The sequence below is a fragment of the Kitasatospora sp. NPDC051170 genome (genome assembly GCF_044455705.1).
GTDB lineage: Bacteria > Actinomycetota > Actinomycetes > Streptomycetales > Streptomycetaceae > Kitasatospora.
This window is the reverse complement of the sequence record NZ_JBITFA010000008.1, coordinates 138,357-150,154: the sequence shown is the minus strand read 5'-3', so window position 1 is coordinate 150,154 and position 11,798 is coordinate 138,357. Positions and strand designations below refer to the sequence as shown.

11 protein-coding genes are annotated in these 11,798 nt (G+C 72.9%); 2 read left to right on the top strand and 9 right to left on the bottom strand.

The window, feature by feature from the left end; all coding sequences use genetic code 11:
• Positions 1–10: 10 nt before the first annotated feature.
• The 6 genes from ACIBCA_RS18675 to ACIBCA_RS18650 form a co-directional block, all read right to left on the bottom strand.
• Positions 11–616 (bottom strand): hypothetical protein, encoded by a 606-nt coding sequence (locus ACIBCA_RS18675; protein ID WP_396283994.1) that lies wholly within the window; start codon positions 614–616, stop codon positions 11–13.
• A gap of 101 nt (positions 617–717) precedes the next feature.
• On the bottom strand, positions 718–2,907 hold the full coding sequence (locus tag ACIBCA_RS18670; protein ID WP_396283993.1) for an RICIN domain-containing protein: 2,190 nt from the start codon (positions 2,905–2,907) through the stop codon (positions 718–720).
• A gap of 229 nt (positions 2,908–3,136) precedes the next feature.
• The gene (locus ACIBCA_RS18665) at positions 3,137–3,577 is read right to left on the bottom strand and encodes a DUF5709 domain-containing protein (RefSeq protein WP_396284145.1); all 441 of its coding nucleotides are present in this window, start codon (positions 3,575–3,577) and stop codon (positions 3,137–3,139) included.
• Positions 3,578–3,692: 115 nt separating this feature from the next.
• Positions 3,693–5,099 (bottom strand): dihydrolipoyl dehydrogenase, encoded by a 1,407-nt coding sequence (lpdA, locus tag ACIBCA_RS18660; protein WP_396283992.1) that lies wholly within the window; start codon positions 5,097–5,099, stop codon positions 3,693–3,695.
• Positions 5,100–5,314: 215 nt separating this feature from the next.
• Positions 5,315–6,874, bottom strand: a complete 1,560-nt coding sequence (locus tag ACIBCA_RS18655; RefSeq protein WP_396283991.1) for a M28 family metallopeptidase — start codon at positions 6,872–6,874, stop codon at positions 5,315–5,317.
• A gap of 27 nt (positions 6,875–6,901) precedes the next feature.
• The gene (locus ACIBCA_RS18650) at positions 6,902–8,425 is read right to left on the bottom strand and encodes an MATE family efflux transporter (protein WP_396283990.1); all 1,524 of its coding nucleotides are present in this window, start codon (positions 8,423–8,425) and stop codon (positions 6,902–6,904) included.
• Between the two features lie 83 nt (positions 8,426–8,508).
• Here ACIBCA_RS18650 and ACIBCA_RS18645 point away from each other — a divergent pair, with 83 nt between their 5' ends.
• Together ACIBCA_RS18645 and ACIBCA_RS18640 are read left to right on the top strand one after the other, a co-directional pair.
• Positions 8,509–9,045, top strand: a complete 537-nt coding sequence (locus tag ACIBCA_RS18645) for a PadR family transcriptional regulator (protein WP_396283989.1) — start codon at positions 8,509–8,511, stop codon at positions 9,043–9,045.
• A gap of 213 nt (positions 9,046–9,258) precedes the next feature.
• Complete coding sequence (locus ACIBCA_RS18640; protein WP_396283988.1) at positions 9,259–10,131, top strand: class I SAM-dependent methyltransferase; 873 nt, start codon at positions 9,259–9,261, stop codon at positions 10,129–10,131.
• Positions 10,132–10,138: 7 nt separating this feature from the next.
• Here the strand turns inward: ACIBCA_RS18640 and ACIBCA_RS18635 are convergent, their stop codons facing one another.
• Genes ACIBCA_RS18635 through ACIBCA_RS18625 form a run of 3 tightly spaced genes read right to left on the bottom strand, consistent with a single transcriptional unit; the run spans position 10,139 to position 11,787 of the window.
• Entirely contained in the window at positions 10,139–10,666 is a 528-nt protein-coding gene (locus ACIBCA_RS18635) for a hypothetical protein (protein ID WP_396283987.1), read from the bottom strand.
• The gene (locus ACIBCA_RS18630) at positions 10,663–11,508 is read right to left on the bottom strand and encodes a DUF692 family multinuclear iron-containing protein (protein ID WP_396283986.1); all 846 of its coding nucleotides are present in this window, start codon (positions 11,506–11,508) and stop codon (positions 10,663–10,665) included. The genes ACIBCA_RS18635 and ACIBCA_RS18630 overlap by 4 nt, the downstream gene beginning before the upstream one ends.
• Before the next feature lie 24 nt (positions 11,509–11,532).
• Positions 11,533–11,787, bottom strand: coding sequence for a hypothetical protein (locus ACIBCA_RS18625; protein ID WP_396283985.1), 255 nt, complete (start codon positions 11,785–11,787; stop codon positions 11,533–11,535).
• Positions 11,788–11,798: the final 11 nt, after the last annotated feature.

Sequence of the window (11,798 nt, the reverse complement as noted above, 5' to 3'; positions counted from 1 at the left end):
AGGGGCGACGTCAGCGACGCGACCGGCGCCTGAGGACGAAGCCGACGACGCCGAGCGCGACGACCAGGGCGGCGGCCGTGCCGACGACGGCCCAGGTGGAGGTGTCGTCCTTCTCGGCGGGCACCGCAGGGGCAGCGGGCGTCGCGGAGACGGCGGGCGACACCGAGGACGCCGAGGGCACCGAGGGCACCGGAGACGCAGGCGCAGGAGTAGCCGAGGACGCCGAGGACGCCGGGTCGGTGATCGCGGCCGCCTCGACGTCCAGTTCGCGCTCGCCGTGGCCGAGGGAGGGGAAGGCGCAGTCGACGGTCACCTTCCAGTGCCCGGCCGGCAGGAGCTCCCGGGTGGTGTACGTCCCGGGCCGGCCCTGGACGGCGACCAGGCGCCAGGGCCCGGCCGTACGGCCGTCCGCGGCCGTCGCGGAGAGCGTCCCGGCGAAGCCCTCGGTGACCGGGTCGTGGTCGTTCTCCCAGGTGGCGACGGCGCTCACGTGACCGTTGTCCGCCCCCGAGACCTCCAGGTGGACGGTGTCGCCGTGGGCGCCGGCGGGTGCGGCGGCGGGCAGGACGGCCGCCGTGGCGACGGCGAGGGCGGTGAGCAGCTGGCGGGTTCGCATGACCGGGGGGTTCCTCTGAGCGTCGGGAAGCCGGGCGCGGCCGCCGGGGAGAGGCGGCCGCGCCCGGCACTGTGGTGCGCGGATCCGAGTCGGACCGGGGGTTACGAGGCCTTCACCAGCGACCAGTTCTGGAACGCCCCGCCCTCCGACTGCTGGAGCTCCAGCAGCCAGCCGCCGTAGTACCAGCGGTCGCTGAGCCCGAGGACCAGGTCGCTGCCGTCGGCGGTGAGGGTGAACCCGCCGTTCGCGGCGGTGAGCCGGAACCTCTGCGCCGACGCGCCGGTGCAGGGCTGCTGCGCGACGTACTGCCCGGGCACCGCCGTGCCGCCGAGCTGCAGGCACTTGCCGGAGCGCACGGACTTGATCCGGAGGGCGCCGTCGCCGGCGTCCTCGAACTGCCACTTCTGGTTGGCGTAACCGGTGCGCTGGTAGGCGATGGCCACGCCGCCGTCGTTCAGGGTGCTGCCCCACAGGTCGGCGGCCTGGCCGGTGAGGCCGTTGACCAGGGTGTAGTGGGCGCCGGGCTGCGGGCGCCCGGCGTCGGCGAGGGTCCGGAACTCGGCGTTGCCGCCCGGCTTTCCGACCGTTCCGGAGGCGTCGCGGACGGCGACGGCGACGGTGTAGGCGGTGCCGGGGGTGAGCCGGACGAGGCTGACGGTGGTCGAGCGGACGGTGCCGAGCGTGCGGCCGTTCAGCAGGACGTCGTAGCCGGACGCCCCGGCGGTGGCGTTCCAGCTCAACCGCACGGAGTTCTGGGTGATCTGACTGACCGTCACCGAGGCGTCGGAGCCGCCCCGCGTGGGGGTCGCGGTCGGCGAAGGGGTCGGCGAAGCGGTCGGGGTCCCGGCCGGGGTCGGCGAGGGGGAGCCGGACTTGGTGGGCGTCGCGGTCGGGCTGGGCGTCGGAGTCGGGGTCGGGGTCGGGGTCGGAGTCGGCCCCGTCCCGCCGCCCTTGCCCGCGATGAGGAAGCGGTTGTCGGCGACGTTCCAGTGCGTGGCGAGGTAACTGCCGGGCTGGGGCGCGGTGTTGTAGTAGTCGTCGTGGTTGCAGTCGAGCCGGTCGTCATGGGCACGGTCCGTGCAGACGGTCCGCATCTGCGGGTAGTAGGGGGCGTCCGAGTAGCACATGACGTCCCACTCGTCCGTGCAGTGGCCCGCCTTGCTGGAGTTGGGCGCGCTGTTGTTCACCGCGCCCAGGTTGTGGCCGAGTTCGTGCGCGGCAGTGGAGCCGCCCCAGCAGCCGGAGTCGGTCCGGCCGTACGAGGGGCCGAAGTTGCTGAGGTTGTCCTGCCCCGGGCGCTCGTCGCCGGCGAAGGTGCCGATGCCGCAGTACACCTTGGCGTCGGTGAACATCATGTACTTGCGGTCCTTGCGGTTGAACCCCTGCGCGGCGAGGGCGCGGTTGCTCGCGTTGAAGTCCTGGATCTCGCTGTCGGAGATCTGGACGTTCAACACCGAGGCGCTGCAGTCGGGTTCGGTGACGAAGCGGACGTGGCGCTCGCCGCCGGTCTCCGCGGCGCTGGCGTTGTAGATGACGTCGACGTCGGCGGCCCACTTCTTGAACGAGCCGAGGTACTGGGCGAACCGGTCGTTGCCCGGGGTGTGCACGTACACGGCCTGGACCCGGTTGCCGCCGGAGCCGTCACCCTCGCAGACCAGAGCGGTCCCGGAGCCGCCCGGACCCGAGGAGCCCGCTGAACCGGCAGGGCTTCCGGAGCCGTCCAGCAGCGCCTTCTGCGTGGCGTCGAGGACGGGCACGCCGCCCTTCACCAGGTCGGCCGCCGCCGGCGGACGGGCGTCGGCGGGCGGGGTGAGCGCCGGTGCCTGCGTGGACGCGGCGGCCACCGGCGAGACGTCCTTGCGGATGTCCACGCCCTTGGGCGGCGCGTCCGGGCCGTGGCTGCACTGGCTGCTGCCGCTGACCTCCAGCATGCTGCCGCAGCGGTCGTTGGTTGGCAGGTTCAACCCGGCGTACACGAGGCCGCGTTCGGGCTGGTCCTTGGGTATGGAGGTGGGCCGGGCCGCCTTCTCGTCCCGCTTGGGCGCGGCCGGGCGGGTGCCGCCCTCCGCCGTCCCGGTCTCCCCGGGCCCGCCGTCGTCGGCCGCCCCGACGCCGTCGATCGAGCTGCCGGCCGCCGCGAGCGCGCCGCCGCCGGCCGCCGGGTCCATCGCGGTGCGCAGTCCGAGCGTCCCTGCGACCAGCGCGGCCGTCACGGCGGCGGCGACCAGGATGCTCCTACGGGTGAGCTTGCGGCGCCTGCGCCCGCGAAGCTCCTTGCTCCGATGTCCCATCGGATTCCTCTCCTGTTGCGAGCCCGGACGCCCCGTAGGGGGTTCGGGCCTTCCGACACACAGGAGAGCGATCGGGGAGGCAGGCGATAACGAAAACCTCTTATAAAAAGATTTTGGCGGCCCTCGCGGGGCCGCCAGCAGCCGCACCCGTTCTGCGGGACGGGTGTCAGCCGGTACGCGCCGACTCAGCGCCGGCTCAGCGTCGGCTCAACATCGGCTCAGCGCCGATTCAGTCGATCAGCGCCTCGGGGTCGTCCGTCGTGTGCATCGCCGCCTCCTCCGCCGAGGCTGCGCCTCCGGAGATGCCGACGTCCTCCGCGATCAGGTCGCTGCGGGAGTTGGCGGAGAGGACCAGACGGCCGGTGCGGACCTCCCCGGCCTCGGGGTCGACGGGTTCGCCGTCCGTGCCGTAGCAGTCGCCGATGCCGTCGCCGTCCGGGGCCGAGACCTCGGGGAGTTCCTCGGCGAGGCGCTGGTCGAGGCTCTCGCGCTCGTGCTGCTCGGCGGCGGTGACCCCGTGGCGGCGTACGCCGAGCGGGTGCTCGGGAGGTGCGTAGCCCTCGTCGAGGGCCGAGGCGAGGCCGCGGTCGTCCAGGGTGTCCTCGGGCTCGAGCGGGCCGATGTCGTCCTGCTGCTCGGATCCGTCCGGCTGGTAGACCTGGTCGCCCATCAACGCTTCGTCCGACACGAGACTCCTCCTTGGGGTGCCACCTCCCCAGAATCCCACGCTGCGGCGATCTCCGCAGGACCGCCGGGGAGGAGCGGTGGCACCCCAAGGGGGCGGATCACATGTTGATCATGTGCCCGGCCAGGCCGTGGATGGCCTCCTTGACGGCCTCGCCGAGGGTCGGGTGGGCGTGCACGTTGCGCGCCACCTCGTGCACGGTGAGGTCCCACTGCTGGGCGAGGGTGAGCTCGGGCAGCAGCTCGGTGACCTCGGGGCCGATCAGGTGGGCGCCGAGGAGCTCGCCGTACTTGGCGTCGCTGATGACCTTGACGAAGCCGATCGGGTGGCCCAGGCCGTGGGCCTTGCCGTTGGCGGTGAACGGGAACTTCGCGACCTTGACGTCGTGGCCCAGCTCGCGCGCCTGGGCCTCGGTGTAGCCGAAGGAGGCGATCTGCGGCTGGCAGTAGGTGGCGCGCGGGATCATGGCGAAGTCGACCTCCATGGTCTCCACCCCGCCGATGGTCTCGGCGGCGATCACGGCCATGGTCTCGGCGGCGTGGGCCAGCATGAGCTTCGCGGTGACGTCGCCGATGGCGAAGATGTGCTCGTTGCTGGTGCGGCCGCGGCCGTCCACGGCGATGGCGCCGCGGTCGGTGAGCTTGACGCCGGCGTTCTCCAGGCCGTAGCCGTTGACGCGCGGGGCGAAGCCGATGGCCTGGAGGACCTTGTCGGCCTCCAGCACCTGCTGCTGCCCGTCCTTGGTGACGGTGACGCGCACCTTGGCGTTCGGGTCGCTGTCGTCGATGGACTCGACGCGGGTGGAGGTGAGCACCTCGATGCCGAGCTTGCGGTACTGCTTGGCCAGCTCGGTGGAGACCTCGACGTCCTCCAGCGGCACCACGCGGTCGAGGAACTCGACGATGGTGACCTTCACGCCGTAGTTGTGCAGCACGTACGCGAACTCGACGCCGATCGCGCCGGCGCCCGCGATGATGATGCTCTCCGGCAGCTCCTCGGTGAGGATCTGCTCCTCGTAGGTCACCACGCGCTCGCTCAGCTTGGTGCCGGGCAGCAGGCGGGTGGTGGCGCCGGCGGCGATGACGCAGTGGTCGAAGGTGACGACGTCGAAGCCGCCACCGCTGAGCGCGACCTGCAGGGTGTGGTCGTCGACGAAGGTGCCCCAGCCGTCGTACTCGGTGATGCCGTTCTTCTTCATCAGGTAGTGGACGCCCTTGACGCGGCCGTCCGCGACCGAGCGGCTGCGCTTGAACGCCTCGCCGAAGTCGAAGCTGACCGTGCCCTCGACCTTGATGCCGAAGGTCTTGGCCTCCTTGGTGAAGATGTGCGCCAGCTCGGCGTTGCGCAGCAGGGCCTTGGAGGGGATGCAGCCGACGTTGAGGCAGACGCCGCCCCAGTACTTGGCCTCGATGATCGCGGTCTTCAGGCCCAGCTGCGCCGAACGGACGGCGGCGGTGTAGCCGCCGGGGCCCGCGCCGAGGACGACGACGTCGTAGTGCGTGCTCATGTTGCTGACTCCTCCGAGGGTGTCACGGTGTCGTGATCTCGGTCCCATGGTGTCAGGACCGGGTTCCGCGCACCCACCGGGTCTCGGTGGAGGCGCACCGCGCGGAACCGTACCCCTCCGAACGCGAATTGTCAGGGGTGGCCCCGACCGATGCCCCCGACAGGCGCCCTCGGCAGGTGGGCCCGCCGCCCCGTGACGGCGGGCCCACCCGAGGGTCAGGCGCTCTGCCGGTCCCCGTGCGAGGAACCTGCGGTGACGGCCGCGCGCGGGGCCGGGGCCGGCACGGGCTTGCTCAGGGAGGAGAGGTCCCAGGCGTACGTGCCGACGGCGTGGGCGATCACGGCGATGTTGACCTCGTAGGCGTCCATGTCGAGGTTGTCGATGTCATCGCATGCCTTGTGATAGCACGGGTCGAAGGCCGCGCCCGCCGTGCCGCCGTAACGGGCCGCCAGCTCGGGCGACTTGACGACCTCGGCGCCGGTGTCGGTGCCGCCCGCCGGGATGCCCGCGTCGATGAACGGCCCGTAGTCGGAGCGGCCGTTGAAGGCGGCGGGCTCGTGCGGCAGGCCGAGGCCGTCGAGGTAGCCGGTGATGTCGCGCTCGATCTGCGCCGATCCCTCGGGCCCGGCGCCGCCGCCGGTGCTGCCGGAGCCGTTGTAGACGAACTGGGCGTAGTTCGGGGAGGCGATCATGTCGAAGTTGAGGTAGAGCCGGATCTTCTTCCGGTCCGCCTCAGCAAGGGAGTTGACGTACGCCTCGGAGCCCTTGAGGCCGAACTCCTCGGCGGACCACCAGGCGAAGCGGACCTTGTTCTTGACCGGGTGCACGTTGAGGTTCCGCGCGACCTCGAGGATGCCGGCCGAGCCGGAGCCGTTGTCGTTGATGCCCGGCCCGGCGGGGACGGAGTCGAGGTGGGCGCCGATCATCACGGTGTTGTTCTCGTCGCCGCCCCTGGTCTCGGCGATGACGTTCCAGGTCTTGCGCGCCTCCATGAAGGTACGGATGTCCAGGGTGAGGCGCACGGGCCCGGCGGCGGCCTTCGCGGCCAGGGACTCGCCCGCGGCCTTGGTGATGCCGCCGGTCGGGATCTTCCCGGCGGCGGGATCGCCGAGGGTCCCGTTGAGGTCGCCGTCGGTGTTGTTGTAGATGATCGCGCCGAGGGCGCCGGCGGCCGCCGCGGAAGCCTGTTTGACGGCGAAGCTGCAGCCGCCGCGCTTGATCAGCGCGATCCTGCCGGTGACGGAGCCCGCCGGGTAGTCGGCGGGCGCGCAGCCGGTGGCGGCACCGACCGGGGCGACGCCGAGGTCGGCGGTCAGGCCGCCGTCGGGGCCGCTGACCGAGTACGTCATGGCGATCACCGGCACGGTCTCGGCCTGCGGGGAGACGACCGTCAGGTGCTCGGCGCGCGCCTCGAAGAAGGTGTAGGTGAACTCCTGCCTGGACACCTTGAGCCCGGCGCGGCGGGCCTGCTCGTAGACGTACCGGGCCGACTCGTCGTGGCCCTTGGAGCCCGCCACCCGGGTGCCGCCGTTGCGCTCGGCGATGCGCTGGAGGGCGGCGAGGGTGTCGTGGGCGTCCTCGGCACTGCTGGACTCCACCAGCCGCGCGGCGAGCTTGGCGCCCCTGCGCGCCGGGTCGGGATCGGCGGCGGCGGTTCCGGCGCCGACCAGCAGGAACGGGGTGACCAGCGCGGCGACGGTGAGCGCGGCGGCCGGTCTGCGCCCCGGGGTGGTACGTACGGGTGCGGAGGTCGAACGACGCGTACGCGACTTCAAGGTGGCTCCTTCCGAGGTTCCGTGGAGTCACGATTGGACAGGACGGCAAAGCCCTTGCCAAGACCATCGCGCGTTTCGGTCAACTCCCGTCGGCCCCACCCGCCGCATCCGCCCCGCCCGCCTCACCGAGGCCGCCGGCATGGCCCGTTCAGCGGCGTGCGCGGGCGGGACCACCCGCCCGTCCGGCAGTGTCGTCATGTCCGTCACCCTGCCACACCCGCCGGGCCCATCCGCCCTGCCCCGCCGCTGACCCGGCGTGAGCCGAAAGACACGGCCCAGGGCGAGCACCACCAGCTGCACCACCGCCCCCACGGCCGGGCCGGCCCACACCCCGGCCACGCCGAACGGGCCGGAGAGGGCCGTCGAGGCGCCGAGCTGGGCGCCCAGGCCGACCAGGACGGAGAGCACCACCGGGCGGCCCGCGCCCATGCCCTGGTAGAGGCCGCCGAGGGCGACCACCAGGGCGTACGGGAGCAGGTACGGCGCCGCCGTCCGCAGGAAGAGGACGGACTGGCCGGCCACCTCCTGGTCCCCGATGAACAGGGCCGTGAGCGGTACGGCCCCGGCGGCGGCGAGCAGGGCCGCACAGCCACCCGCCAGCAGCGACGACCGGCGGACGGCCCGGCGCAGGTCGTGCAGGTCCTCGGCGGCGCCCGCGCCGGTGAGGCGGGCGGCCTCGATGGCGGCGGCCTGGCGCAGCGCGTAGAAGGCCATGGTGGCCGCCAGCAGCAGCCGGTAGCCGAGCCCGTACCCGGCGACGGCGGCGACGCCGAAGCCCGCGGTGAGGGCGAGTTGGGCGGTTCCGACGGCCATCCGTGCGGTGAAGTCCAGGCCGAACGGGAGGCCCGCGCGCAGGATCCCGACGGCCGCCGCGCCGGTTCCCGCGCCCGGGGCGGTCGCCCGGGGCCGCAGCCGCAGGGTGACGGCGAGGGCCGCGGCCCGGGAGAGGGCCAGGGCCAGCGCGGCGCCGGGGACGCCGAGGGCGGGGACGGGGCCGGCGCCGAGGATGAGCAGCGGGTCGAGCAGGAGCAGCAGAGCGTTGGAGAGCAGCGCCATCCTCATCGGGGTGCGGGTGTCCCCCGCGCCCTTGAACAGCTCGTCGGCGACGCGCTGGCCGAAGAACAGGCCGAAGGCCGGGAAGGCGACGGCGAAGTAGTCGGCGGCGAGGGCGGCGGCGGGGCCGTCGAGGAAGGCTCCGGCCAGCGGCTCGCGCAGCAGGAAGCCCGGCAGGGAGAGGGCGAGGCCGCCGGCGGCGCAGAGCCGCCAGGCGGCGCGGGCCGTCCGGGCGGCCGCGGCGCCGTCGCCCGCGCCGCGGGCCCGGGCGAGGCTGACGCCCGTACCGGAGGCGACGACCAGGACGAGGCCGAGCAGCAGGTTCTCCACCGTGCCCGCGAGGGTGACGGCGGCGACGGCGGCTCCGCCGAGGCGGACCGTCCAGAACGCGGTGAGCACGGAGGCGAGGACGCCGGAGAGCAGTTCGGCGTAGACGGGCCCGGCGAGGGCGCCGAGGCGTCGCAGGTGTCCGTGGATGTTCCGGGTGTTCTTTCGCATGCCGCCCCCTCGACGAGCCCTGACCTTGCCTCGAAAAGAGATACATCTAATCGATGCACATCGGCAAGAGGTACCATGACGGCGTGCTGACCCTCGCGATCCTCGGCTTCCTCTACGAGCAGCCGCTGCACGGCTACGAGCTGAAGTCCCGCATCACCGGCCTGACCGGCCACGTCCGGCCCGTCAGCGACGGCGCGCTCTACCCCGCCATCACCCGCCTCGAGAAGGCGGGCCTGCTCGTACGGCGCACCGAGCCCGGCAGCGGGGCCGCGCCACGCCACGCCCTGGAACTGACGGCGGCGGGCCGGGAGGAGCTCCGGCGGCGCCTGGCCGATCCCGAGCAGGCCGAGATCACCGACCAGATCCGCTTCTTCGCCCTCGCCGCCTTCCTCCACCACCTCGAGGACCCGGCCGCCCAGGCCGCCGTGCTGCGCCGGCGCCTCGCCTTCCTGGAGGCGCCGAGCAGCTTCTTCTACGACGGCGAGGGCGCGCCCGTCACCGCCGAGCGGGAGCCGAACCCGTTCCGCCGGGGCATGCTGCTGGTCGCCCGCGCCTCCAGCGCGGCCGAGCGCGCCTGGCTGGGCGAGACCATCGGGGAGCTGGAGCGCGCGAGCCGCTGAGGGGGCGGCGCTCGGATGCGCGTCCACGCGCTGGTCCGTCCGTGCGCGCCCTGTCGAACGGCCTGCCGAGCGCGGGAAAATCGTCGGAAGTTCCGCCGCCCCACATCTGGTCCCACCGGGCCCCGGCGTGACTATGATGATCCACCCTCAGCCCCACGGCACCACCGTGGCGCACCCTGCCTTGCCGCGCCCGCCCGCACCCAGGAGGCCGCCGTGACCACCCCCGTAACCGCCTCCGCCCGGCCGGCGCCGCTGACGCGCGACGACATCCCCGGCTGGTTCTTCCGCCTCGACCGGGAGGCGTTCGCCCATCTGCTGTCCACCCAGAGCGCCGCCGGGGTCACCGGCGACCTGCTCGAACTGGGCAGCTACCTGGGCCGCAGCGCCGTCCTGCTCGGCGACCACCTGCGCGAGGGCGAGCGGCTCACGGTCTGCGACCTGTTCGACTCCGACGCGGACGACGACGAGAACGCCGCCGAGATGGCCATGTCCTACCGGCGCACCCTCACCCGCAGCGCCTTCGAGGCCAACTACCTGGCCTTCCACCCCGCCCTGCCCGAGATCGTCCAGGCCCCCACCTCCGTCCTGGCCGACGGCCGCATCCCCGCGGGCAGCTGCCGCTTCGTCCACGTCGACGCCTCCCACCTGTACGAGCACGTCGCCGGGGACATCACCGTCGCCCGGGCGGCCCTGCGCCCGGACGGGCTGATCGCCCTCGACGACTACCGCTCCGAACACACCCCGGGCGTCTCCGCCGCCGTCTGGGAGGCGGTCTTCACCGGGGGCCTGCACCCGGTGCTGCTGACCCCGATGAAGTTCTACGGCACCTGGGGCGACCCGGCCGCCGCCCGTCAGGTCCTGCTGGAGCGCGACTGGCGCGCCGAGGGCTACACCGTCGACGAGGACACCATCGCCGGCGCCCGCGTCCTGCGCCTCAACTACGAGGTGAAGTCCCCCGCCCAGCCCGCCCGGCGCTCCGCCTCCCGCAGCCTCGCCCTCGACCTCCTCCCCCCGGTCGCCACCCGCGCCACCCGACGCGTCCTGCGCACCCTCCGCGACCGCCGCGCGAACGGCCCCGCCGCCTGAGCGGCTGCTATGGCAGGGCCTCCACGCGGAACAGTCCCGGGAGGTCGGCGCTCACCACCGTCCGGTGGGCGCCGCGGATCCTCGCCTCGTCGAGGGGCGTGCCCGTCAACAGGCTCTCCAGCACCGCGTACGGGGCGTGCTGCCAGTGGACGGTGACGGGGGCCGTCGCGGCGCCGGTGCCGATGGCCAGGAGGGCGGCCTCGAACGTGGCGACGGCGGCGAGGAGCGGGTCACCCTCGCGGCCCATGGCGTCGAGGAAGACGGCCGCCTGCCGCTGGTGGTAGGGCGTGGCGTCCGGGCGGTCGGCGAACCGGGCGGCCTCGTCGGCGAAGGTCCCGCGCTTCTTCAGCAGGGCCGCGGTGAGGACGCAGGTCTCCTCGATCGCGAGGCCCCGCCACCACGCCGAGATCTCCCGGAGCACCGGGAGCCGCCCCGAGGATTCGAGGTGACGGAAGTAGGGGTGGTCGTGCCGCGGCTCCTGCTCCCTGGACTTCAGCAGGGTCAGCAGGCCGTCCTGCAGTCCTGCCAGGTTCATCGCACCGCCACCGACGACTCGATCATGTCCCGCACCCGGACCACCTCCGAGGCGATCAGATCCATGCCGAGGACCGGCACCGCCTCGTCCAGCAGTTCGTAGGTGACGGTCTCCAGCCGGGGCGCCCTGCCCGCCACCTCCCGCGCCAGGTGCAGCGTCGACTCCTTCACGGGGCGCGAGTGCACGTCCAGCATCAAGCCCCCGCGCTCGACGCCACCGGCGACGTGGATCTCCCGCACGGCGGTGAGATCGAGTTCGTCGAGGAACTCCTCGATCCCGAAGCCGTTGTTCGCCCGGTCGCATTCCAGGTTGTAGACGTCGAGCAGGAGTCCGCACCCGGTGGCCGCCGTCAGCTCGTTGAGGAACTGCGCCTCCGTGAAGTCGCTGTCGTGGTCCGGGATCAGCCGGACCACGTTCTCCAGCAGGAACGGAACGGCGTACCGCTCCCGGAGGGCCGCGGCGCGCTCCACGACCACTTCGAGCGCCTCTTCCGTGCGGGGCATCGACAGCATGGTGCCGAGGAACTCCCCGCGCACCCGCGTGTAGCCGAGGTGCTCGCTGTGCCAGGCGACGTCCACGGTGTCCATGAGCTGGTCGAGGCACCGGAGGTAGCCCTCCGACCAGCCGTCGTGGGAGCCGATGGACAGCCCGACCCCGTGGACGATGACGGCGGCGTCGCCCGCCACGTCCCTCAACTCGTTCAGGGCGTCGAGCCGGAGGCTTCCCCCGTCGGACCTCTCGTCGACGAAGGTGTCGGGCGTCACCTCGAGGTGGTCCACCAGGGGCAGGAGCCGTTCGAGGCGGTCATGATGACCGGGGGTGTACGTGGTCGCGACACCCACGGCGCCGTTGCTCCCCACTAACCACTAACCCTGAATGTCAACGCCGATGACGTCGTTGTGCTGGATGACTTCCTTGAGCCCGCCCGCGAGTTCGGGGTCGCCGGCGCGCAGGGTCAGATCGATCCCCACCAGGCCGCAGGCCGAACATCCTCCCGGCTTCAACGTGCGGACGAGGTTCTCGACCGTGGTGTGGATCGACTTCACTCCCACCTCCGGCTGGAAGGTGATGGTGACCTGACGTGCCGCCTTCGCGTGGCCCGCACCAGCCTGCTGTCCCATGCGACCGCTCC